The 22447-nt window shown below is 65.9% G+C and carries 21 protein-coding genes; 13 read left to right on the top strand and 8 right to left on the bottom strand.

Annotated elements, in window-relative coordinates:
- Positions 1 to 10: 10 nt before the first annotated feature.
- From tssK to P9A16_RS19005, 6 genes are all read right to left on the bottom strand, one after another.
- A complete protein-coding gene (gene tssK / locus P9A16_RS19030) occupies positions 11 to 1342 on the bottom strand; it encodes a type VI secretion system baseplate subunit TssK (RefSeq protein WP_024270065.1) in 1332 nt (443 codons plus the stop codon).
- A 74-nt stretch (positions 1343 to 1416) separates the two neighbouring features.
- Entirely contained in the window at positions 1417 to 1977 is a 561-nt protein-coding gene (gene tssJ, locus P9A16_RS19025) for a type VI secretion system lipoprotein TssJ (RefSeq protein ID WP_023517087.1), read from the bottom strand.
- On the bottom strand, positions 1974 to 2738 hold the full coding sequence (locus P9A16_RS19020; RefSeq protein ID WP_278025903.1) for an FHA domain-containing protein: 765 nt from the start codon (positions 2736 to 2738) through the stop codon (positions 1974 to 1976). Before P9A16_RS19020 ends, tssJ begins: the two co-directional genes overlap by 4 nt.
- Positions 2739 to 2811: 73 nt before the next feature.
- Positions 2812 to 3891: a class I SAM-dependent methyltransferase gene (locus tag P9A16_RS19015; RefSeq protein ID WP_024270064.1), complete on the bottom strand. Its 1080-nt coding sequence runs from the start codon at positions 3889 to 3891 to the stop codon at positions 2812 to 2814.
- Between the two features lies 1 nt (position 3892).
- Complete coding sequence (locus P9A16_RS19010; protein WP_023517450.1) at positions 3893 to 4273, bottom strand: PAAR domain-containing protein; 381 nt, start codon at positions 4271 to 4273, stop codon at positions 3893 to 3895.
- Entirely contained in the window at positions 4270 to 5298 is a 1029-nt protein-coding gene (locus tag P9A16_RS19005) for an ATP-binding protein (RefSeq protein ID WP_024270063.1), read from the bottom strand. Before P9A16_RS19005 ends, P9A16_RS19010 begins: the two co-directional genes overlap by 4 nt.
- Positions 5299 to 5398: 100 nt before the next feature.
- Between P9A16_RS19005 and P9A16_RS19000 the strand changes: the two genes are divergently transcribed.
- From P9A16_RS19000 to P9A16_RS18940, 13 genes are all read left to right on the top strand, one after another.
- Complete coding sequence (locus P9A16_RS19000; RefSeq protein ID WP_245290162.1) at positions 5399 to 5761, top strand: STAS domain-containing protein; 363 nt, start codon at positions 5399 to 5401, stop codon at positions 5759 to 5761.
- A 152-nt stretch (positions 5762 to 5913) separates the two neighbouring features.
- Positions 5914 to 8619 carry a type VI secretion system ATPase TssH gene (tssH, locus tag P9A16_RS18995; RefSeq protein ID WP_245290339.1) on the top strand — a complete coding sequence of 902 codons (2706 nt, stop codon included), beginning with the start codon at positions 5914 to 5916 and terminating at the stop codon, positions 8617 to 8619.
- Between the two features lie 74 nt (positions 8620 to 8693).
- A complete protein-coding gene (locus P9A16_RS18990; protein ID WP_023515568.1) occupies positions 8694 to 9170 on the top strand; it encodes an Hcp family type VI secretion system effector in 477 nt (158 codons plus the stop codon).
- Positions 9171 to 9319: 149 nt separating this feature from the next.
- Positions 9320 to 11356, top strand: coding sequence for a type VI secretion system Vgr family protein (locus tag P9A16_RS18985; RefSeq protein ID WP_023515569.1), 2037 nt, complete (start codon positions 9320 to 9322; stop codon positions 11354 to 11356).
- A 62-nt stretch (positions 11357 to 11418) separates the two neighbouring features.
- On the top strand, positions 11419 to 12033 hold the full coding sequence (locus tag P9A16_RS18980; RefSeq protein ID WP_023515570.1) for a DUF6931 family protein: 615 nt from the start codon (positions 11419 to 11421) through the stop codon (positions 12031 to 12033).
- Positions 12034 to 12242: 209 nt separating this feature from the next.
- A complete protein-coding gene (gene tssA, locus P9A16_RS18975; protein WP_023515571.1) occupies positions 12243 to 13382 on the top strand; it encodes a type VI secretion system protein TssA in 1140 nt (379 codons plus the stop codon).
- A gap of 42 nt (positions 13383 to 13424) precedes the next feature.
- Complete coding sequence (gene tssB / locus P9A16_RS18970) at positions 13425 to 13928, top strand: type VI secretion system contractile sheath small subunit (protein WP_023515572.1); 504 nt, start codon at positions 13425 to 13427, stop codon at positions 13926 to 13928.
- Between the two features lie 4 nt (positions 13929 to 13932).
- Entirely contained in the window at positions 13933 to 15426 is a 1494-nt protein-coding gene (gene tssC, locus P9A16_RS18965; protein ID WP_023515573.1) for a type VI secretion system contractile sheath large subunit, read from the top strand.
- 7 nt (positions 15427 to 15433) lie between these two features.
- Positions 15434 to 16960 (top strand): type VI secretion system contractile sheath large subunit, encoded by a 1527-nt coding sequence (tssC, locus tag P9A16_RS18960; protein ID WP_023515574.1) that lies wholly within the window; start codon positions 15434 to 15436, stop codon positions 16958 to 16960.
- Positions 16961 to 16975: 15 nt separating this feature from the next.
- Positions 16976 to 17455 (top strand): type VI secretion system baseplate subunit TssE, encoded by a 480-nt coding sequence (gene tssE / locus P9A16_RS18955; RefSeq protein ID WP_023515575.1) that lies wholly within the window; start codon positions 16976 to 16978, stop codon positions 17453 to 17455.
- Between the two features lie 110 nt (positions 17456 to 17565).
- The gene (locus tag P9A16_RS18950; protein ID WP_023515576.1) at positions 17566 to 18732 is read left to right on the top strand and encodes a PP2C family protein-serine/threonine phosphatase; all 1167 of its coding nucleotides are present in this window, start codon (positions 17566 to 17568) and stop codon (positions 18730 to 18732) included.
- A 192-nt stretch (positions 18733 to 18924) separates the two neighbouring features.
- Positions 18925 to 19728: a hypothetical protein gene (locus tag P9A16_RS18945; RefSeq protein WP_023515577.1), complete on the top strand. Its 804-nt coding sequence runs from the start codon at positions 18925 to 18927 to the stop codon at positions 19726 to 19728.
- A 307-nt stretch (positions 19729 to 20035) separates the two neighbouring features.
- Positions 20036 to 21106, top strand: a complete 1071-nt coding sequence (locus P9A16_RS18940; RefSeq protein WP_023515578.1) for a threonine aldolase family protein — start codon at positions 20036 to 20038, stop codon at positions 21104 to 21106.
- Here the strand turns inward: P9A16_RS18940 and P9A16_RS18935 are convergent.
- Positions 21091 to 22137: an AbrB family transcriptional regulator gene (locus P9A16_RS18935; protein WP_023515579.1), complete on the bottom strand. Its 1047-nt coding sequence runs from the start codon at positions 22135 to 22137 to the stop codon at positions 21091 to 21093. The genes P9A16_RS18940 and P9A16_RS18935 overlap by 16 nt on opposite strands.
- A gap of 10 nt (positions 22138 to 22147) precedes the next feature.
- Entirely contained in the window at positions 22148 to 22441 is a 294-nt protein-coding gene (locus P9A16_RS18930; RefSeq protein WP_023515580.1) for an antibiotic biosynthesis monooxygenase family protein, read from the bottom strand.
- Positions 22442 to 22447: the final 6 nt, after the last annotated feature.

Genomic DNA, 22447 nt, shown 5'->3' with positions numbered 1-22447 from the left:
GCCCGCCTCCTCAGTCCTTCACGGCCCAAAGGTCGAGCTCGAGCGCCGGGAAATCGCCGGCGACGTGGATGGCAAGCCCGGTGCCGGCCGCGATCTGCTTCCAGTTGGGGCTGGAGCGGTCGAGCTCGAAATAGGCTTTCCCCGTGTGGTAGGGGATCTGGCGCGGGGCGACCGGCAGGGCGCGCAGCATGACGCCCGGAAGCGCCGCATTGACAAGCTCGGTGATCTGCTCGGCCGCGCCGATCTTGATCTGGCCGACGAGGCGGCGGACCAGCGCATCGGCCGGCATGTCGGCCTTGGCGGCCAGGATGAAGGAATATTTGCCGTAGATCGAGCGGTCCGGCACATCCGCGACGCGGATGCCGTAGCGATGCTCGATGAGCGGGATGGTGATGGCGCTGCGCTCCAGAACGGCGTTGAGCGCCTGGCGCACCGCCGCCGCGACGGGCGCGAAGGAGAGCTGCAGGCGCTCGTGATCGTAGACCGGGAAGGGGCGCGGCCGGTGACCGGCGGCGGTGAAGGTGGCAAGCTCGCCGGCGAGCCCGATCATCGCCACGAACAGCCGCTCGGGATGCACGAAGGCCGCCGAGGCCATATGGGTGAAGACGGGCTGCCAGCGGTTGATCGTCTGCAGCATCATCAGGTCGGTGATTTCGGCGGCCGTTCCCACATTGGTGCCGGCAAGGCGCGAGGCGATCGCCTCGCCGCGATGGTTGGTGAGGCCGACGATTTCCGTCAAAAGGCCGGAGAGGATCGGCGAGACGGAGCAGTCCATCGCCGGCGGCACGTAGCTTTCGTCGAGCACCACGGAATTGTCGCTGCGCACCTCGACGATGCGCGCGAGCCCGATGCCGACGAGGCCGCTGCGGTCGCTCGTCTCCAGCCCGTAGCGCAGGCGCAGCTTGCCGACATTGATCGGCGCGGCGGAGAGATCGGAGCTGTTGGCATCGGCCACATCGACCTCGGCGAGCGTGTAGCGCGTGGTCAGCTCGGCATCGGCGTCCGCCACCTCGCGTCCGCCCGGCTCCGTCAGCGGCAGGGTGAGGTAGATCACGGCGTTGCGGACGCTCTCGCCGAGCATAAGCGGCGGCAGGCGTACGCCGCCGTCGGGCAGGGAGAATGGCGTGCCGTCGGGAAACACGCCGGCCGCGCGCTCGACGGCGAACTGGCCGATCGACAGGAGTTCGCGGTTGAGGCGCAGCTCGGTCAAGCCCCAGCCATAGGGAACGAGCGCTTTGGTCCGGGCTCTCAGCTGGCGCTCGACATGGCGCGCTTCCTGCTGGAAGTGCTGGGCACGGATAAACATCCCCTCCGACCAGATCACCTTGTCATCGAACGACATCCACACCCTTCCTTACGCCGGCGGCGCGGGCTCTGCCCGCGTCGCACCGGCCTTGCCGCTACGCCACGACTTGCTCAGTCCTGCGGCCCCAGTTCGATGGACAGCGTCTTCAGCTCCGCCTTGAGCTTGAACTTCTTGTCCCCCTGGAGCCCGACCATGGCCCGCCACTTGGCCTCCTCGAAATTGCGAAACCCGACCACCACGGCAATAATCGTGGTTCCCTCGATCAGGTTCGCCTTGACCCGCTGCACCTCACCGGGTGCGAAATAAAGTTCCGTCTTGCCCAGCATGGTGGGCCCCAGCGTTTCGGCATCCGCTTCCCAGAGTTGGCGGAAGCTGGCATTGGCGAATGCCGTCTCGCCGTTCAGCTGGTAGAGCCGCATCACCACCGGTTGCGGCAGCCCGTCCGGCCCCGGATTGACGAGGGGTGAGGCGACCGCGATGACGTCGAGGCTGGCATCGACCGGCGCCGGCTTGATCTCGATCTCCGTCGGCGGCGGCTTTTTCGCGCCGAAGGCACCACAGCCGGCGAGGGAAAAGGCCACCAGACCCAGGCACAGGAAGGCGAAAGGGCGCGCGAGCACCGCGCGCAACCCGGCCAGCCACCACCGCACCGGATAGAGTCCAGTCGTCAACCTGCCTTCTCCTTGCGAAGAAGATCCCGCAACCGCCCCTCAAACCTACGCTTTTCGTCCACAGACAAGACCGACATCGCCGCTTCAACAGCCCTCGCGAACGCCGCCGCATCCAGCCCTACGGCTGCCGCAACGAGATTCGCTTCCGCATCGGACGAGGCTACCGTCTCGCCCGCCGCATTGGTATTTGCATTCGAGGCATTGCCCATGCCCCCGGAGATATCCACAGGATTTGGCTCGCCATGCCGGCTTGCCGCATCGGGAATCCACCAATCCTGTAGGACCGCAACCTTGTCTCTAGCATTCTCCGGCGTCACATCCGGCAAGATGGCGGACTCCACGGCCTGCTCGGCAAGGTCGTCGAAACCGAAGGGGCCTTCGGCGAAGGGATCGTCGGCGCCGGCGGAGGGAACGGCCTGGCCGGCATTGGCCGCGACGGCCGGCGCTTCCGTCTCGATCGCAATCGCGATGACGGCATCGCCGAGCGTCAGCACATCCCTGTCGACCAGCATGCGGGAGGCTTCGCGCCCCAGCGGCACGCCGTTGACCAGGACGCCGTTGGTGGACATGTCGGTGAGAAGAAAGCCGCCGGCCTGCCGTTCGACGCGGCAATGACGCTTGGAAACGATGCGTTCGGGATCGGCAAGCACCCAGTCGGCCTCGGCCGAGCGCCCGATGACGACGGCACCCGTCTCGACGGTCTTTTCCCGCAGACCGGCCATCAGCCGCTCCGGCCCCTTGAGTACGAGTCGCAATCGCATTGTCCACCCCCGCTGACGATCCGGATCTTCCGTCTGACCGAAAGAATCACGGAATCGCTGGCACGCGGGGATGTTACCCCACCGTCTTGCGCGCGACCACCAGATAAGCGGAATAATACATGCAGGAGCGATCGTGCAACCGGACGTGCCAGGGCACTTCGGCAGGGGCCCCGGTGCGTCGGAGCGTACCGGCGGCAAGCGGCCCGTCGGACAGGAGGAGGTCCAGAATGGCCTCCGGGCTGCCGGCATGGCCGGAGCGCTGCGAGTGGCCGCCCAGCCAGGCTTCCACCGGCGTTACCTGACCCGCCCAGTCGAAGGGCACGGACAGCACCGCGCTGCCGTGGTCGGCGAGCACGCGGCTGATTTCGATGAGCCCCGCCCGCGGATCGCGCATGCAATCGACGACGTTCATGCCGATGGCAAGCGCGAAGGTGCCGGCGGAAAACGGCAGCGCGAGCGCATCGCAGAGCCACACGTCACCGCGCCCTTCGGCCCGGTGGCGGAGGGCGTAGGACCGCCGGTCGTAGACGAGGCCGACGCGGCGCAGGCCGTAGTCGATGCGGCCGCCGACCACCGCCTGTCGGCCGCAGCGCGCCAGCGGCACGGAGAGGTCGATGCCGAGCACGTCGCGGCCGAGCCGCTCCGCCGCGTCCGTCACGGTGCGGCCGGCCGCGCAGCCGATGTCGAGCACGGGGCCCTCCGGCAGGTCCCCGTCCAGCATGTCGAGGGCCTGGGCGAGGTTGCGCGACACTGCGCCGGGCACGCCGCCGCCCGGCACCGGGGTGAAGGCGGCGGGATCGTGATCTCCCCAATGGTCCCAGGCGTAGGAGGAGACGTGCTGGCGGATCGATTCGAGGCCGCTGCCGGGCCCCGCGGCGTCGCCCAGCAGGCTTTCGACGGCGGGCGTCAGGTCGGTGCGGGCCATGAGGTAGAAGAGGTTGTCCTGCACGAAGCGGCGCACCTCCGGCACGATGACCGGCATGCCGTCGAGGATGGGGAATTCCGAGCCGCACAGCGCGCAGGAGAGGATGCCGCTCTGAACGTCCTCCCCGGTCTCGGCCTCGATCGTGGTGAGCTTCAGCCGGCCTTCCAGCCCGTTCAGCCGGCAAACCGGACAGACCGGCCGCAACGTCTCGAAATGGGTAATCCGCACGTCAGCCGCCGATCATCACGGTCGGGCAACCGGGCGGCAGGATCTTTCCGACGGGACTGGGGATCGGCGCGACGCAGACGGCGTGCAGCGTCAGGTCGTTGACCCTTGCGGCCGGCAGGCCGCCGATCAGAACGGTGGAGGAGCCCTTGGAGATCATGCCCGGTCCACCGGGCACGCAGCTGGGCAGCGAGCAGAGGATCGTCATGTCCGTCATCCTTGCGGCGGGCATGTTGCCGATCATCACGGTCGGCAGGCCGCCGATGATGGCAAGCGGCAGGGCGGGATGGGGCACCGGCGTCGGTACAAGCGCGGCCGGGTGGATCGGCGCATGGCAATGCGGCGCATCCTGCTTGACCATGTCTCCCATGCGTGCGGCGTTCACGATGCCTTCTCCGCCTCTGCGACGAGGTGTTTTTCCAGTTTCAACACGTTCCAGCCATTACGGCGGCTGTAGGAAACCCTGTCAAGCAGCGTGCGCACGAAATGCATGCCGAGGCCGCCGATCTGTCGGCTTTCCAGGTCCGCCTCCAGGTCGGGCTCGGGAATGCCGAGCGGATCGAAAGGGCGCCCGTCGTCCTGCACCTCGATCGTCAGCAGGTTCGACGCGATCGACAGGGCGAGGACGATTTCGTGGGCTCCGCCGTCCTCGAAGCCGTAGTTCACGACGTTGGTAAGGATCTCGTCGAGTGCCACGTCGATGCCGGTGACATCGGCCTCGCCGGCGCCGTGCGTCTCCAGAAAGCGCCGCACCTTCTCCGCCGCGACCTGGATGTCGCCATGGGTGTTGCCGAGGGAGAAGGCCGCTTCCTGCGCAAGGCGGCCGCGTGCCTTGACGAGCAGCGCGCAGGCCGCGCCGGAGCGGCCTCGGCCGATCCGCTCGTGCACCAGCGCGGCGATGCCGTCCAGCGGTGTGGCGACCGCGGCCGGAGGAGCGGCGACGTCGCCGGCCGTCAGCCACGCGATGTCGCCAGCCTGCAGAACCGCCGTACCGGCCCGTTCCGACCGGGCGAGAACCGCCGATGCCCTGCCGCAGGCCGCCCCCGATGCCGTGCCGGTGACGACGTCGAGGACGAGGAGGCCGATATCGAGGCCGGCCGTGTCGATCCGCTCCGCCAGGGCCGCCAGCGCCTCCTGCGCACTCGCCGTCTTGGCGACAAGGGCGCGCAAAAGCTGCCGGATGCCTGCCGCGCGCAGCGCCGCGGCGATGTCGCCACCCGCTACCCGCACGGCGCTGGCGGCGAGCAGCGACGGCGCCGGCCAATGATGGTCGTAAAAGGAGACGGCATCGCCCGCATCGCCCGCACCGCCTTCCAGTTCGGCCTCGCGGCGCACCGGAAACCGTTGCGGCAAGAGGGATGTGCGCAGATGCGCGATCAGCGCGGCATCGGAGACAGGGCCTTCCCGCATCACGCCGGCACACCGAAAAGTGTCAAAAAACGTTCTGGCAAGTCGCGCAACTTTCTGAAATCATCGCCCGCATCCGACGCCGTCCCGGCGAAGCGCCAGAGTGATCAACAGGAAGCCCGAGGTCAATATCATCATGAACATCGCCGAGGCCCGGCAGGGAGGCAAGCTCGTCGTTTCTCCCAGCGGCAGGATCGACAGCCAGACCTCTCCCGTCTTCGACAGGCATCTTTCCGCGGTCATCGACCGGGGCGACGTCAACCTCGTCATCGACCTGACAAATCTCGACTATATCAGCAGCACCGGGCTTTCCGCCTTCCTCTCCGCGGCCAAGAAGATCCGCGCGGCAGGCGGCGGCATGGCGCTGGCCGGCCTCAACAGCCGCATCCGCCTGGTCTTCGAAATGAGTGGTTTCTTAAGGTTGTTTCCAATCTACCCGAATGTGGACGCCGCACTCTCCGGGTGAGAAACAAACGACGGTAGACTTTTACGCGTACTAGGTTTTAGAGTTGGTAATCGTTTTGCCTTACGAGAATTGATTCTAATCATCCTTTTACGCTGAAGCACGGTTATACCGGGTTTTGGCGTGGCAAAAGCTGGGGGGCTGCTTTGCTGAACGTGGATCTGCAATCGCTGGTAGGGCGACTGAATGCACATTGCCGCTCGTCGCTCGAAGGTGCTGTCGGGCTGACGCTGTCCAGAACCCACTACAATGTCGAGATCGAGCACTGGCTGACGAAGCTGGTGGAGGCGACGGACAACGACGTCGCGGCCATCCTGCGCCATTTCGAGATCGACACGGGCCGGCTCGCGGCCGATCTCACCAAGGTGCTCGACCGGTTGAAGACCGGCAACAGCCGCTCGCCGGCCCTCACCCCCAATGTGGTCAAGTGGGTGCGCGAGGCCTGGATCTACGGCTCCTTGCAATATGGCGACAGCTCGATCCGCAGCGGCTATCTCATCGTCAGCCTGCTCGGCGACGACGCCCTCTCCGCACTGGCGCGCGATGCCTCTCCGCTCTTTGCGCGGATCAATGCGGAAACGCTGAAGACCAGTCTTCTGAAGATCGTCTCGGGCAGCAGCGAGGCCGGCCAGTCGGCCGCCGCCAGCGGCAAGACGGCAGCCTCCGGCGAGGCCTCCACCTCGTCCCCGGCCGGCCCGGCCGGCGGTTCGGCGCTCGACCAGTACACGATCAACCTCACGGCGCGGGCGCGCGAAGGCAAGATCGATCCCGTGCTCGGCCGCGATTCCGAGACGCGCCAGATCGTCGACATCCTCACCCGCCGCCGCCAGAACAACCCGATCCTGACCGGTGAGGCCGGCGTCGGCAAGACGGCGGTCGTGGAAGGTTTTGCGCTGAAGATCGCCGCCGGCGAGGTGCCGTCTGCCCTCAAGGATGTCGAACTCCTGTCGCTCGATCTCGGCCTGTTGCAGGCGGGGGCGGGTATGAAGGGCGAGTTCGAGAACCGGCTGAAGAAGGTGATCGAGGAGGTCAAGGCTTCCGCCAAGCCGATCATCATGTTCATCGACGAGGCCCATACGCTGATCGGCGCCGGTGGCGCTGCCGGCCAGAACGATGCGGCAAACCTCCTGAAGCCGGCGCTCGCCCGCGGCGAGATGCGCACCATCGCCGCCACGACCTGGGCGGAGTACAAGAAGTATTTCGAGCGCGATCCCGCACTGACCCGCCGCTTCCAGGTGGTCAAGGTGGAGGAGCCGGACGACGTTGCGGCCATCGCCATGATGCGCGGCCTCATTCCGACGCTGGAGCGCCACCACGGCGTGCGCGTCCTTGCCGAGGCCGTGGAGGATGCGGTCCGGCTGTCGCGCCGCTACATTCCGAGCCGCCAGCTGCCCGACAAGGCGGTGAGCCTGCTCGACACGGCCTGCGGCCGCGTCGCCATCGCCAGCAATGCCGTGCCCGCGGCCGTCGAGGACCGTCGCCGCCGGCTGGACATGATCGACGTCGATCTCGGCGTACTGGCGCGTGAAACGAAGATCGGCGCGGACCATGCCGGGCGCATCGCGGACCTCGAAGAGGAGCGCGTGCGCGTTGCCGAGGAACTGGAAAAGCTGGAAGACCAGTGGAAGCGCGAGCAGGACCTCGTCTCGCGCATCCGCGCGCTGCACGATGCCCTGACCGCTCCGGACGAAGCCGAGCCGGGCGAGAAGACCCCCGAGGAGATGAAGGCGGAGCTTTCCGTCCTCACCGGGGAGCTGGAAGCGTTGCAGGGCGAGACGCCGCTGATGCGGGTGACGGTCGATAGCCAGGCGATCGCCGAAGTTGTCGGCAACTGGACCGGCATTCCGGTCGGACGCATGGTCTCCAACGAGATCAAGACGATCCTCGGCCTCAACGACAAGCTGCGCGAGCGCGTCATCGGCCAGTCCCATGCGCTGGAGGCGATTGCCGAAACCATCCGCACGTCGCGCGCAAAGCTGCTCGATCCGAGAAAGCCGATCGGCGTGTTCCTCATGGTTGGCACCTCGGGCGTCGGCAAGACCGAGACGGCGCTGGCGCTTGCCGACCTGCTCTATGGCGGCGAGCAGAACCTCACCGTCATCAACATGTCGGAATTCAAGGAAGAGCATAAGGTTTCCATGCTCGTCGGCTCGCCCCCCGGTTATGTCGGCTACGGCGAAGGCGGCGTGCTGACGGAGGCCGTGCGCCGGCGGCCCTATTCGGTCATCCTCTTCGACGAGATGGAAAAGGCCCATCCCGGCGTGCAGGACGTCTTCTACCAGGTGTTCGACAAGGGTATGCTGCGCGACGGCGAAGGCCGCGACATCGACTTCAAGAACACGGTCATCATCATGACCTCGAACGCCGGCACCGACCTCATCCACAAGCTCTATGCGGACCCAGCCAAGCGGCCGGACCTGACCGAGCTGACGGAGGCGATCCGTCCGGAACTGCTGAAGAGCTTCAAGCCGGCCTTCCTCGGCCGCTGCTCCGTGGTTCCCTATTTTCCGCTCGCCGACGACGTCATCCGCCAGATCGTCACCCTGCAGCTCGGCCGTATCCGCAAGCGTTTCGCGGAAAACTACAACGCGGTCCTGAGCTGGGACGACACGCTCGTCGAGGAGATCGCCAGCCGCTGCACGGAAGTGGAAAGCGGCGCCCGAAACATCGAGTACATTCTTTCGCGTGGGCTCCTGCCGAGGCTGTCGTCCCATGTTCTCGCCGTCATGGCGGAGGGCGGACAGATCGGCGGACTGAAGGCCGTGCTCGATGAAAACGGCCAGTTCGAATTCCACGCGCAACCTTCGGGCGATACGGTCGCGCAGCCGGAACAGCCGACGGAATTCGTGGCAGCGCAATGAAGCCAATGCGGGGCGGGCCGTGATCGTCCCGATCCATCGACGACATCTCCATCAGGATACCAAGGGAGCAAACTATGGCAATCTACCTGAAATACGAAGGCATCGAAGGGGAAGCGACGCACGACACCCACAAGAAGTGGATCGACGTGTCGTCCCTGCAGTTCGGCGTCGGCCGCGGCATTTCCACGCCGGCGGGCGCAAGCACGAACCGCGAGGCCAGCGAGCCGAGCATCAGTGAAGTCGTCGTCACCAAGACGCTCGACGGCGCCTCGCCGAAGCTGTTCACCGAATCGGTGACGGGCACCACCGGCAAGAAGGTGGAAATCCACCTGGTCAGCACGGGCAACCCGGGCAACACCTATGTCGAATACACGCTGACCAACGCGCTCATCTCGGGCTACAGCGTCTCCTCGGGCGGTGACCGTCCGACGGAATCGCTCTCGATCAACTTCACCAAGATCGAATTCAAGTTCGTGCCCTACGACGACAAGAACAAGGGCGGCACCCCGGTCACGGTCAACTACGACCTGTCCACGACCAAGAGCGGCTGACGCCAGCCACAGGCCTTCACGGCGCGGCTTACCGCAAGAGGCGGGGTCGCGCCGCGAGCTTCGACGGAGCGTCCGGCCCTGCCGCCTCCGACCCATGACACAAGACGGCGATGCGTGCCTCGCGCGCATCTTTCGGGCAGCAAGACCCCATGGCGACGACCCTAGTTCAAGAGGACCGCTGGATCACCCTGGAGACACCTCTCGGGAAAGACGTCTTCGTCGCCACGGAAGCGCGCGGCACGGAAGGCATCTCCAGCCTCTTCGAATTCACCGTCAGCGCCCTTTCCACGCGCGCCTCGATCGATCCAAAGGATCTGCTCGGCAAGAGCGTGACCCTCTCCATGGCGCGTCCCGGCGGCAAGCGCCGCTATGTCAACGGCATCGTCACCGCCTTCTCGGCCGGTGCCTTCACGCGCAACGAATACCGGCTCTATACGCTTGTCGTCTCGCCCAGCCTGTGGCTGCTCAAGCGCACCTCCGATCACAAGGTCTTCCAGGAGAAGACCGCTGTCGCCATCATCGAACAGTTGCTCGGCGACAGCGACGTGCCCTTCGAGAAGAAGCTGAGCGCCAGCTACGAGACCTGTGAATACCGGGTCCAGTTCGGCGAGACGGACTTCGACTTCTTCCAGCGCCTCCTTTCCGAGGAGGGCATCTTCTATTTCTTCAAGCACAAGGACGGCGAGCACAAGCTGGTGCTGGCAGACAACGCGTCCGCCTATGCCGATTGCCTGCAGGACACCGTCGAATACCGCCAGGCGCAGGAAGAGGCGGTCGACAGCATCCACACCTTCGACACGGGCGCGAGCCTCACGGACGCCGAATGGCATATCGAGGACTACGACTTCGAGAAGCCCGCCGACAACATCGAGGGCGAACGCAAGACGAACCAGCAGCCCGCCTCGAGCAAGAAATGGGAGCATTTCCGCTTCCCTGGCACGTCTGTGAAAGCCGACACGCTGAAGCGGTATGCCACCGCCGCCATCGACGCGGCCGAGGCTGGCTTCGAGACGGTGAGCGGTGGCGGCACTTGCGCCAGCTTCACGAGCGGCCATGCCTTCACGCTGAAGGGGCATCCCGTCTCTGCGGAAAACCGCCGCCTCGTCTTGACGGAAGTGCATCACGAGGCCCTTGATCGCGCGCATTTCACCATGCGGCCCGGCACCGAGGTCAAACCCTACTACCGCAACCGTTTCTCCTCCATGCCGGCGACGCGCATCGCGCGCAATCCGCTGCCAACGCCGAAGCCCGTAGTTCAGGGGCCGCAGACGGCTCTCGTCGTCGGCCCGTCCGGCGATGAGATCCACACCGACAAATACGGCCGCATCCGCGTGCAGTTCCATTGGGACCGCTACGGCAAGAAGAACGAGAAGAGCTCCTGCTTCGTGCGCGTGGCGCAGTCGCTCGCCGGCAGCAACTGGGGCTCCGTCTTCGTGCCGCGCATCGGCATGGAGGTGGTGGTGCAGTTTCTCGACGGCGATCCGGACCGGCCGCTGGTGACGGGCGCTGTCTACAATGCCGACAACATGCCGCCCTGGGCGCTGCCCGCCAACATGACGAAGAGCGGGCTTCTGACCCGCAGCAGCAAGTCCGGCCAGACGGCGAATGCCAACGAGCTCTCCTTCGAGGACAAGAAGGGCGAAGAAAAGATCACCTTCCATGCGGAGAAGGATTTCCTGCGGGAAGTCGAGAACGACGACACGCTGAATGTCGGGCACGACCAGAAGCGCACGATCAAGAACGACCGCACCACCGAGATCACCGAGGGCAACGAGACCCTGACGATCAAGAAGGGCAACCGGACGGAAAAGATCGAGACGGGCAACGAGATGCTCGACATCGACAAGGGCAACCGCACCGTCACGCTGTCCACCGGCAATGACGACCTGACGCTCAAGAAGGGTGGCCGTACCGTGGCGCTCACCATGGGCGACGACAGCCTGACGCTGTCTAAGGGCAACCAGACGACGAAGGCCAGCGCCGGCAAGATCACGCTCGAGGCGATGCAGGGCATCACGCTGAAATGCGGCGCCAGCACGGTGGAGATCACGCAGGCCGGCATCACCATCAAGGGCGTCACCCTTTCCATCGAGGGTTCCGCCAAGACGGATGTCAAGGGACCGGTCGTCAACGTCGCGGGCGATGGCATGGCCATCCTCAAGGGCGGCATCGTGAAGATCAACTAGGCCGGCTCCGGCGGGGAGCAGGCGCTCCGCCATCCGGAACCGGCAAGAACGAAGGGCAGACGGTGAAGATCCAGACGGAAGCGTTCCGCAAGGTGACGGCCCAGACGGCGCAGGAGATCTGCAGCCGGGCGGACCTGTCTGCCGAGGCTCGCCCCTTCCTTTTGCCCGACCTGTCACCGCAAGGCTTCCTCGCGCTGCTCGTCGAGGCGGAAAACATTGGGGACGCCGTGCGGTTCGTCGCCTTTGCATTGCCCATCCGCGAGGCGATCTGGTGGGCGCATGTGGTGGCCAGAACCAACATTCCGGTGCCGACCGAGCTGGAAATGCTGTGCCTCGACCGCACGGCGGCCTGGGTCTACGAGCCGAGCGACGCCCGTCGCCGCTCTTGCATGGAATGCGCCGAATCGGCGAAGTTCACGGGAGCGGCGGCCTATGCCGCGCTCTCGGTGTTCTGGTCCGGCGGCAGCCTTGCGCCGGAGGGCATGCCGGATGCGGAGGCCGATCCGCGCCTGGGGCCGATCGGCGCGGGGGCGTCCATCCTCTTGTCGATCACCAATGGCGATGCGGCGACGCTCGTCGACCGCTTCGAGACGGCAATCGTCCGGGCGGTCAGCATTGCCAATGGCGGCAACGGCTGGTTGCCGGGCGAGCGGCCGGTAGGAACGAATGGATCGTGAGCCAGGCTTCACAAAAACGTGTGACGTTTGTGGAACAACAGGCTCGGGGCGAAGCTCCAGAATCGGGAGATTCGCTTCAAGATCAATTAAGTATTTGGGGCTAAGCATTCTCTGCCAGCCCCGCGTGTAGCGGTATCCAATTGAAGTGCGGCGGAAGCGGCATGCGCCGGCTATTCCGCAATCAGCCCGCGAGGGGAGGATCTAGACCCATGGCTCTGCCGCAGGTTATCGATGTCGATGCTCTGCTCCAGCCGATCTCGGAAGAGGCGCCTGCCGGGACCGATCCGCGTTCCGACAGCTCCCCCACCTCGCTCTACTACCGCACCAAGGACGCCCGTAACGCCGCCCGCTCGGCCGAGCGGGCCGCTGTCGAACTCGGCGGCGCACCGCCCGAGGAATGGGATACGGTCGCCGAAACGGCGGCGGAGATTCTCGGCACCCATGGCAAGGATCTCGAAATCGCCGCATGGCTGATCGAGGCCCTGTTGCGGCAGGACGGGTTCATGGGCCTGCGCGATGGCCTGAAGGTGATGACCGGCCTCGTCGCGGGTTTCTGGGAGACGTGTTTTCCCGAGCTTGACGAAGACGGCGTGGAAGGAAAAGTATCCGCCGTCGCCGGCCTCAACGGCTCCGGCGCGGTCGGCACGCTCATCCAGCCGATCCGCCTCGTGTCCATCACCCGTGGTTCGCAGGGCAGCTACTCGCTGTGGAACTACGAGCAGGCGACGGACCTTGCCAAGGTCACCGATTCCAACCGCCGGCAGGAGCGGATCGACAACGGCGCGGTGACCATGGAGCAATTCATGGAGAGCGTGGCCGATACGCCCGCCTCCTTCTTCGCCGAAACCCAGACCGGGATCGCGGAGGCGCTTGCCGCCCTTGCCGAGATGTCGGCGGCCTTCGACGCGGTGGCAGGCGTCGATGCCCCGCCCGTTTCGGCGCTGCGCGAGCTTCTGGAGGAGATCTCCCGCTCGATCGCCCATTTCGCCGCTGACAAGCTGGCAGTTGCAAACTACTCTTCCGGCAGCGAGGACATCGCCGCCGACGGTCCGGCAGACGAGGGCGAGGCCGGCATGCGCGCGGCGGGGGAAACCACCGTCGTCGTGCGGAAGATCGAAGGCTATCAGTCTCGTGAGGAGGCGCTGGCGGAACTGTCCCGCATCGCCGCCTATTTCCGCAAGACGGAGCCCCATTCGCCCATGTCGTACACGCTCGATGACGCCGTCAGGCGTGCGCGCATGAGCCTGCCCGAACTGCTGCTGGAGCTGGTCGAGGACCCGTCCCATCTGCAGCGCATCTTGCTGGCGGCGGGCATCAAGCCGCCGGAGCCGGCTGAACAGGGTTATTGATAACGAGTCGCAGAAAATCCACCGCTTGAAGAGGGGGCCGTCATGGCAGAAAGCGTTCAACAGAAACTGAAGAGAGTGCGTGCACCGCGCGTTCACATCACCTATGACGTGGAGACGGAAGGCGCGCAGGTCCGCAAGGAACTGCCGTTCGTCGTCGGCGTGATCGGCGACTTTTCGGGCAAGCCCTACGAGCCGCAGAAGCCGCTGCGTGACCGCAAGTTCATCCAGATCGACCGCGACAATTTCGACGACGTCATGCAGCGCATGACGCCCGGCGCGGAATTCAAGGTGGAGAACACGCTGGCGGGTGACGATTCCCTGCTGCCGGTCGCGCTGAAGTTCAAGTCGATCGACGATTTCGAGCCCGGCGCCATCGTCGACCAGGTCGAGCCGCTGCGCAAGCTGCTGGCCGTGCGCAACAAGCTGCGCGACCTGATGTCGAAGGTCGATCGCTCGGAAGAGCTGGAAAGCCTCCTGGAAGAAGTCCTGCAGAACACCGACAAGCTGACGGCCCTGGCGGGCGAGCTTGGCGCAGAGAAGGAGTAAGGGCATGAGCGCCGAGACCCAAGCAGCCGGCAGCGCCGCTGTCGCCGAAGAGACCGGCTCCCTGAGCCTTCTCGACCAGGCCATCCAGGTCACCAAGACCGCCGAGCCCGACGAGATCCAGGACCTCCTGCGCACGCTGACCTCCGAAGCCCTTTCCGGCACGGTGACGTTCAGCAAGAACCTCACGCAGACCTTCAACAAGGCGATCGCGGCCATCGACGAGAAGCTCTCCAAGCAGCTCACCGCGATCATGCACAATGACGAGTTCCAGAAGCTGGAAGGCACCTGGCGCGGTCTGAACTATCTCGTCAAGAACTCGGAAACCAGCGCGACGCTGAAGATCCGCATGCTCAACATGACGAAGAAGGAGCTGCACAAGGACCTCACCAAGGCCGTCGAATTCGACCAGAGCCAGATCTTCAAGAAGCTCTACGAAAACGAATTCGGCACGCCCGGCGGCGAACCCTACGGCGCGCTGATCGGCGACTTCGAATTCGGCAGCGGCACGGAAGACCTCGAAGTGCTGCAGGGCATGTCGAATGTCGCCGCCGCCTCCTTCGCGCCCTTCATCTCGGCCGCCAGCCCGAAGATGTTCGGCCTCGAAAGCTTCACCGAGCTTTCTAAGCCGCGCGACCTCGAAAAGATCTTCGACAGCTCGGAATACATCAAGTGGCGCAGCTTCCGTGACAGCGACGACAGCCGCTTCGTCACGCTCACCATGCCGCGCGTGCTCGCCCGCGTGCCTTACGGTTCGCAGGGCAAGCAGATCGAGGAGTTCAAGTTCGAGGAAGCCCCGATCGATGCCAACGGCGTCGTCACAAAGATGCAGTCGCAAGACTTCACCTGGATGAATGCATCCTACGCGCTGGGTGAACGCCTGACCTCGGCCTTCGCCAAGTACGGCTGGTGCGTGGCCATCCGCGGTGCGGAAGGCGGCGGCAAGGTGGAGAACCTTCCGACCTTCACCTTCACCAGCGACGACGGCGATGCCGACCAGCAGTGCCCGACGGAAATCGGTATCACCGACCGCCGCGAAGCCGAACTTTCCAAGCTCGGCTTCCTGCCGCTCTGCCACTACAAGAGCACCGACTATGCCGTGTTCTTCGGTGCACAGACGACCCAGCGCCCGAAGAAGTACGACAAGCCGGACGCGACGGCCAATGCCGCCATCTCCGCCCGCCTGCCCTACATCATGGCGACGTCGCGCTTCTCGCACTATCTCAAGGTCATGGGCCGCGACAAGATCGGCTCCTTCCTCGAGGTCAGCGATTGCGAGACCTGGCTCAACAACTGGATCCGCAACTTCGTCAACGGCAATCCGGATGCGAGCGCCGAAATGAAGGCGCAGTATCCGCTGGCCGAAGCCCAGGTCACGGTGAAGGAAATCCCGGGTTCGCCGGGCGCCTACAACGCCGTCGCGTACCTGCGTCCGTGGTTGCAGATGGAAGAGCTGACCGCCTCCATGCGCCTCGTCGCCCGCATTCCGCAGATGGGCTGACGCCCGGATGCACGAAGACGACGCCATCGCTGCGGGACACGCCTCCGGCGGCGATGGTGCGACGGGCGAAGCCGGCCTGCGGCTTCGGATCGTCGATGCTGTCCTGGGCCGTGGCGGGGATGCTCCTGCCGCGGCGCTCGACCGGTTCCTCGACTGCGAGGACCCTGACGAATGCCTCCGTCTCTGGTTCGGCCCGCGCAAGGGCGGCGACCGCTGGCGCGCGGTGCTGACCCGCGATATCGCGGCGATCGATCCGCTCCTCGGCGACCAGATCGACGCCATCATCCACACTCCCGATTTCAAGGCGCTGGAAGCCTCCTGGCGCGGTGTCGATCTCCTGCTTTCGGAAACCGGCAACGACGACAAGGTCCGCGTCAAGCTCTTCAACGCGACCTGGGCGGAGCTGTCGCGGGACTTCGACCGTGCCATCGAGTTCGACCAGAGCACGCTGTTCGCCAAGGTCTACAGCGAAGAATACGGCATGCCGGGCGGCGTGCCCTACGGTCTGCTTCTGTGCGATCACGCGGTGCGCCACCGTGCCCCCGGCGGGCAGGACGATGTCGGCACGCTCACCGGGCTTGCGCAGGTCGCCGCTGCGGCCTTCTCTCCCTGCATCCTTGGTGCCGCGCCGGAGCTCTTCGGCGTCACCACCTTCGCCGACCTTTCCTATGCACAACGTCTCGATGCCGGCTTCCAGCTCGGCGAATACCATCGCTGGCGCCGGCTGCGCGACCTCGAGGACAGCCGTTTCCTCGGCATCGCCATGCCGCGTGTCCTGCTGCGCGACCGATACCGCGACAGCGCCTCCCGTCAGGACGGCTTCCGCTACAGCGAGGGTGGCGCGGGGGTCGATTCCTGGCTCTGGGGCAATGCCGCCTTCGCCTTCGGCGTCATTGCCATCCGGGCCTTCCGTGACTGGGGCTGGTTTGCCGACATGTGCGGCACGCGCGGTCCGGAGGGCGATCTCGGTGGTGTGGTCGACCATCTGCCGGCGCCAAATTTTTCCACCGGCGAGGCCATCGCCTACCGGCGGCCGCTGGAGGTGGAGCTTACCGACAAGAAGCAGAAGATTCTCGAAGGGCTCGGCTTCATCGCGCTTACCCCGCGCAATTTCGATCGGTCCGTCGTCTTCCTCGGCGCGCAATCGCTCTATGCCGCCCCGAATGACGGCGACCTGCCCATGCAGGTCAATGGCCGGCTGTCCTCCATGCTGCACTATGTCATGTGCATGAGCCGCTTCGCCCATTATGTGAAGATCATGGCGCGCGACCGGGTCGGCGCCTATACGACGCCGCAGGACCTCGAACGGTATCTCGAAGACTGGTTGCGCAATTACACGATCGGCAACACCGATGCCGGCCCCGAGCTGAAGGCGCGCTATCCGCTGGCCGGGGCGCGGCTGGAGATGAGCGAGGTGAGCGGGCGCCCGGGCGTCATGAACTGCGTGCTGCATCTCCAGCCGCATTTCCAGTTCGACCAGGTCGTCTCCGGGTTCCGGATGCGCACTGAAGTCCAGGCGATGCGGTCGCGGTAAGGCAAAGGAGAACGCATGGCCCGGCTTCCCAACAAGGCCCCTCCCCGGCTTCCGCTCTTCGACCGGCTGCTGCAGGGCGACAGCATCGAGACCGATCGCAGTGCCGACCGCGCCATGCAGGAACTGCACGAATCGGTCCGGCGCGACCTGGAAATCCTGTTCAACACCCGGCCGGGCCGCCTGCCGGAGGACGCGCGGCTGACGGAGCTGCGCCAGTCGATCCTGACCTACGGCCTGCCGGAAGTGCAAAGCCAGCACCTCGCCTCGCCCGCCCAGCAGGAACAGTTCCGCAAGGGACTGGAGGATGTCATCCGCCGGTTCGAGCCACGCTTCCGCGAGCTTTCCGTCGTGCTGGTCGTGCCGGAAAACCAGGTCGAGCGGGTGCTGCGCTTCCAGATCAACGCGCTTCTGGAAACCGATTCCTCCAGCGAGGCGGTGATCTTCAACACGGCGATCGATCCCGTGACGGGCATGCTCTCGATCAACGGGCGGTAAGGCCGGGCACGGTATGGCAATTCCATCCGCCGCCTTGAAACGCCGCGCGATTGGCGTAACCTGACGCCCCGGCGCCGCCCTTCATCCGCATCGCAGCCACGAGGCCCTCTTTGGATTTCTCCCAGGCAAGAATCCTCATCGTCGACGATATCGAGGACAACAGGGACGTGCTGGCGCGCCGGCTGCGGCGGCAGGGTCTCGTCGATGTGCACCAGGCGGCCGACGGCCTCGAGGCGCTCGACAGGATCCGCAGCGAGCCCTTCGATCTCGTGCTGCTCGACGTGATGATGCCGCGCATGAACGGTGTCGATGCGCTGCAGGCCATGCGCGACGAGGGCTGGCTTCAGAAGACGCCCGTCGTGATGATCTCCGCCGCATCGGAGATCGAGACGGTGGTGCGTTGCGTCGAGCTGGGCGCTGAGGACTATCTGCCGAAGCCTTTCAATCCCGCGCTGCTTGCTGCCCGCGTCAGGGCCGTGCTGGAACGCAAGTTCCTGCGCGACATCAACCAGCGCCAGCTCGACCGGCTGGAGCGCGAACTGGCGGAAGCCTGGCTGTGCCAGCAATCCATGCTGCCCACCGAATTTCCCGTCGATCCGGCAAGGCTCGACATCTTTGCGAGCGTCGATCCTGCCCTTGAAATCGGCGGCGATCTCTACGACGTGTTCGAGGTCGCGCCGGGCCTCGTCGCGCTGGCGATCGGCGATGTGGCGGGCAAGGGGGCTTCGGCCGCGCTCTTCATGGCGCGCACGCGCAGTCTCCTGCGGGCGGGGACGCTGCAGTTCCACGCCATAGCCGGCCGGGTGCCTCAGCCTTCCGAGATCGTCGCCCTCGTCAACGACGAGCTTTGCAAGAACAATCCGAATTCCCGCTTCGTCACGCTGTTCTTCGCCCTGCTGGAGGTTGCGACCGGTCGCCTCGCCTATTGCAATGCCGGGCATGTCTATCCCATCCTGACAGGCGCGGCGGCCGTGTCGGAGGTCTCCACGCCGCCCGATCCGGCGCTCGGGGTCATCGAGGCGCTGACCTTTGCCGATCATGAGCTGGCCCTTGCTGCGGGCGACTGCCTGTTCCTCACCTCCGATGGTCTTTCGGACATGCAGAACGCGGATCAGGCCCAGTTCGGCACGGAGGCCATCCTTGCCGAGATCGCCGGCAATCGCGGCGCTTCCTCGGCCGATCTTGCCGGTGCCGTTCTGGCGAAGGCGCGTGCCTTTGCCAGCGGCGCGGCACAGTTCGACGACATCACGGTGCTGGTCGTCCGGCGGTGTGCCTGAACGCGAAAAGTGCGGTTGGGCCGCGACTTGCCACTGTCAATTGTGCGGAGTTTGCAGTAGCGTCTGCGTCGGCATTTTAGTGATGGCGTAAGCAAGCGACGCCGCGTAACGTGGTGGGGACAAGGGGTAGAACGGCACGGCGAGCAAGGGCTGCACACGGGCCGTCTCTGGTTTTTCAAAGGGGGACAGGTCGTGCCGGGTGGTATCAATTTTGGCGCGCTCGACAAGGGCGACGCGGAAGACGTGTGCTGGTGTGTCGTGGAATCGATCGCGGATATGGACGACACCGCAGCGAGCATCGTGGCGGTCGTGCATTTCCTGCGCGAGGTCTACGGCGCGGAGGATGCGGATGAGAGGGTCATCCCGAACCCGGCCTTCCTGGCCAACGGACATGACGGCATGTCGCCGAAGACGCGCAAGTATTTCACCGGGCGCACCTTCAAGGGGCTCGGCGGCAGCGCGGTCAGTCTCGCCGGGGGCCTTGCCTCGGGTGTGACGGCGGTCGATGTCGGCAGCATCCTGAAGGAGGGCAGCGCCGTCGGCACCACGGCTGCGCATCTCATCGGCATCAAGGCCGCCGGCAAGGGCTTCAAGAAGAGCGAGACGGTGACGCGCTGGGTCGATGCCATGCTCAAGGCGAAGGTGGCCAAGATCGGCGTGCGCGGCGTCGGTCTTGCCGGTGCCGCCATTCCGATCCCGGCGGTCGGCCTTGCCACCAGCGTGGCCACCACCGTCGCCAAGCTCGGCATCAAGGTGACGCTGAGCAAGCTCGTCGCGCGCACCGCGATGGAGGTTCACTGGCGCGCCTATCAGGAAACCGTGATCGCCGGTGCTTTCGGTGGCCGCGGCGGGCCCGTCGGCCCGGCCTCGGCGATGTTCTACGAGATCTTCACCAAACGCAGCTTCACCCGCATCTTCGGCAAGCACGACACCGCCGCCCTGATCAAGGAGCCCGGCGGCTGGATGGCGCTGAACGACAAGCTGATGCTGATGTAATCGGTGCAGCCTGGGGCGGTCGCGGCAGATCCTGCGCCGGACCGGACCCTTTTTCTGAACGGAAAGGCAAGCTTCTTGCCTTTCCGCGTCTCAGTGCGATTGTCGCCAGCCCAACCCTTGTGGGCAGGCGGAGCCGGGATCTCCGTTCCTGCGGTGCCGTTGTGCCGCCCTTTCAGGGCGTGGAGGCAGGAAATGGCCTTCTCATCGGGTGCGGTGGCGTGTTGTGGCAACCGTCTCCTTCCGGATAGGATCGCTCCGGTGCGCCGTCGGCGCGCCGGTTGCCGCCTCGCATTCAAGGATAGCGTTCATGTCGCCCCCTTCCCCCCTCATCGATCTTGCTGCCGACACCGCCACGCGCCCCGGCGAAGGCATGCGCCAGGCCATTGCGGCGGCGGTCGTGGGGGATGAGCAGCGGGGCGAGGACCCGACGACGCTGGCGCTGGAGGCACGGGTGGCCGAGCTGCTGGGGCAAGAGAAGGCGCTGTTCCTGCCTTCAGGAACGATGGCGAACCAGATCGCCTTCCTCGTCCATTGCCGGGCGGGGGACGAGATCGTCTGTGCGGAAAACGCCCATGTCTTCGGTTCGGAAGGGGCGGGCGCAGCGGCGCTTTCCGGGGCGCAGTTCCGCCCGATCGAGACGGCGACGGGCCTCTTTTCCGTGGAGGACGTCGCACGCCGGTTGCGGGTGCCGCGCCACCGTTCGCCGCGCAGCCGGGTCATCGCCATCGAGCAGACCACCAATCGCGGCGGCGGGCGCATCTGGCCCGAGGCGACGATCCTTGCCCTGAAGGCACTGGCGCAGGAAAAAGGGCTCGCGCTGCACATGGACGGTGCGCGGCTGCTCAACGCCGCCGTCGCCACCGGCCTTCCGGCGGCCCGCTTCGCCGCGCCGTGCGACAGCGTCTGGATCGATCTTTCCAAGGGGTTGGGATGCCCGGTCGGTGCGGTTCTGGCGGGGCCGGAAGGCTTCATCGAAGAGGCGCTGATCTGGAAGCACCGGCTCGGTGGCGCCATGCGGCAATCCGGCATTCTCGCCGCCGCGGGGCTCTATGCGCTCGATCACAATGTCGCGCGCATGGCGGAGGATCACGCCAATGCCCGCCGGCTTGCCACGTTGCTCGGCGGCGTGCCCGGCCTTGGCCTGCAGCCCGAGGGCGATGTCACCAACATCCTGTTTCTCGACCTTTCGGGGACAGGCGTTCCCGCGCGCACCTTGGCCGAGGCACTGTTCGGTGCGGGGATCCGCGTCAATGTCGAGGGCGAGAGCCGCGTCCGCATGGTCACCCATATCGACATTTCCGCCGAGGACGTGGAGGTCGCCGGGCGGGCGATCGTTGCGGCGCTGGCACGGCTGCGGTCGCCTCAGCCGGGCGGCTGAGCCCGGCGCATGAGGCGGAACAGGATCGGCGCGCCGAGGATGACCACCAGGATGCGCGTGAGGTGGTGCACGACGACGAAGCTCAGGTCCGCGCCGGAGACCAGCGCCAGCATCGACATTTCCGCCTGCCCGCCGGGAATGAAGGCAAGGAAGCCTTCGACGGGCGGGGCAAGGCCGGTCAGCGTCACGAGTTCCGTCACCGCGCCGGCGAGCGCGGCGAGGATCAGCACGAAGGCAGCCCCGCCGGTGACGGTGTTGCGCAGTTCGCGCAGCGTCACGCCGACATAGCTGACGCCGATGCCCATGCCGATGAGGAATTGTGCGGCCAGAAGCGCCTCGCGCGGCGGACGCAGATGCAGGATGCCGGCGAGCGACAGGACGGCGGAGACGAGGAGCGGCCCGAGGATCGCCGCGCCGAAAAGGCCGATCCGCTCGCCACCCTTCCAGCCGACGAGAGCGGCGACCGCCATGATCAGCATTTCCGGAACCGGCAGGTCGGAGGCCGGCGGGCCGACCGGATGCGTGAGGCCGACGCCGTAGATGTTGACGAGGATGATGGGCGCGACGACCATGATGACCATCAGCCGCGTGACATGGACCAGCGACAATTGCCGGACATTCGCCCCGGCCTCCTGTCCGAAGATCGTCATATCCGCCGCCCCGCCGGGCATGGCGGCATAGAAGGCCGTTACCGGATCGAAGCCGCAGACGCGCCGGAAGAAGGGAACGCCGATCAGCCCGATCACGACGATATAGGCCGGCACGAGTGCCAGGGACGCGACCATCGAGGGCAGTTCGGCGATCAGCGCCGGGGTGACGGAGGTTCCGATGGCAATGCCGAGCACCGAGCGCGCGGCGACCGACACCGGCCCCAGCCCTGCCAGCGGCGCGCCGAACAGCGCCGCCACCAGCGAGGCGGCCATCGGCCCGAACAGGAACGGCAGGGGCAGATGCAGGGCGAGGAAGACCGCAACGCCAGCTGCCGCGATCAGCACGGTCATCCCGCGCCGGAAAAGGAGGGTGTGCGCCATGCCCCGCCCGTCAGAGAGCCACGGCCGCCGAATGGGTGACGACCGGCGGCGCTGCGAAATAGGGCGAAGCGAGTGCCCGCCATCTCTGGAAACCGTCGGAAGCGCGGAACGTGACCATATGGTCCTCGATGCTGCGCCATGTCACGAGCAGCCGGTAGGTCTCCGGCGTCTCGACGACGCGGTGCAAGGCGAGATCGAGACAACCTTCGGCAGCGAGAAAAAAGGGCCGCGCCGCCGCAACGGCGGCCTCGAAGCCGGCGGGATCGGTGACCCTGATCTCCGCCACCTCAACGACGGGGGACATGGGGTT

Source organism: Shinella sp. 838, from assembly GCF_029623935.1.
In the GTDB taxonomy this organism is placed as follows: domain Bacteria; phylum Pseudomonadota; class Alphaproteobacteria; order Rhizobiales; family Rhizobiaceae; genus Shinella.
Note: the sequence above shows the minus strand (reverse complement) of the source record. Positions and strands in the feature narration are given on the sequence as shown.

Excerpts from the sequence above, each read along its gene's own strand:
- tssK (WP_024270065.1), bottom strand. The coding sequence starts at position 1,342 with ATGTCGTTCGATGACAAGGTGATCTGGTCGGAGGGGATGTTTATCCGT.
- P9A16_RS19020 (WP_278025903.1), bottom strand. The coding sequence starts at position 2,738 with ATGCGATTGCGACTCGTACTCAAGGGGCCGGAGCGGCTGATGGCCGGT.
- P9A16_RS19005 (WP_024270063.1), bottom strand. The coding sequence starts at position 5,298 with ATGCGGGAAGGCCCTGTCTCCGATGCCGCGCTGATCGCGCATCTGCGC.
- P9A16_RS18990 (WP_023515568.1), top strand. The coding sequence starts at position 8,694 with ATGGCAATCTACCTGAAATACGAAGGCATCGAAGGGGAAGCGACGCAC.
- P9A16_RS18985 (WP_023515569.1), top strand. The coding sequence starts at position 9,320 with ATGGCGACGACCCTAGTTCAAGAGGACCGCTGGATCACCCTGGAGACA.
- tssA (WP_023515571.1), top strand. The coding sequence starts at position 12,243 with ATGGCTCTGCCGCAGGTTATCGATGTCGATGCTCTGCTCCAGCCGATC.
- tssB (WP_023515572.1), top strand. The coding sequence starts at position 13,425 with ATGGCAGAAAGCGTTCAACAGAAACTGAAGAGAGTGCGTGCACCGCGC.
- tssC (WP_023515573.1), top strand. The coding sequence starts at position 13,933 with ATGAGCGCCGAGACCCAAGCAGCCGGCAGCGCCGCTGTCGCCGAAGAG.
- tssC (WP_023515574.1), top strand. The coding sequence starts at position 15,434 with ATGCACGAAGACGACGCCATCGCTGCGGGACACGCCTCCGGCGGCGAT.
- tssE (WP_023515575.1), top strand. The coding sequence starts at position 16,976 with ATGGCCCGGCTTCCCAACAAGGCCCCTCCCCGGCTTCCGCTCTTCGAC.
- P9A16_RS18940 (WP_023515578.1), top strand. The coding sequence starts at position 20,036 with ATGTCGCCCCCTTCCCCCCTCATCGATCTTGCTGCCGACACCGCCACG.
- P9A16_RS18935 (WP_023515579.1), bottom strand. The coding sequence starts at position 22,137 with ATGGCGCACACCCTCCTTTTCCGGCGCGGGATGACCGTGCTGATCGCG.
- P9A16_RS18930 (WP_023515580.1), bottom strand. The coding sequence starts at position 22,441 with ATGTCCCCCGTCGTTGAGGTGGCGGAGATCAGGGTCACCGATCCCGCC.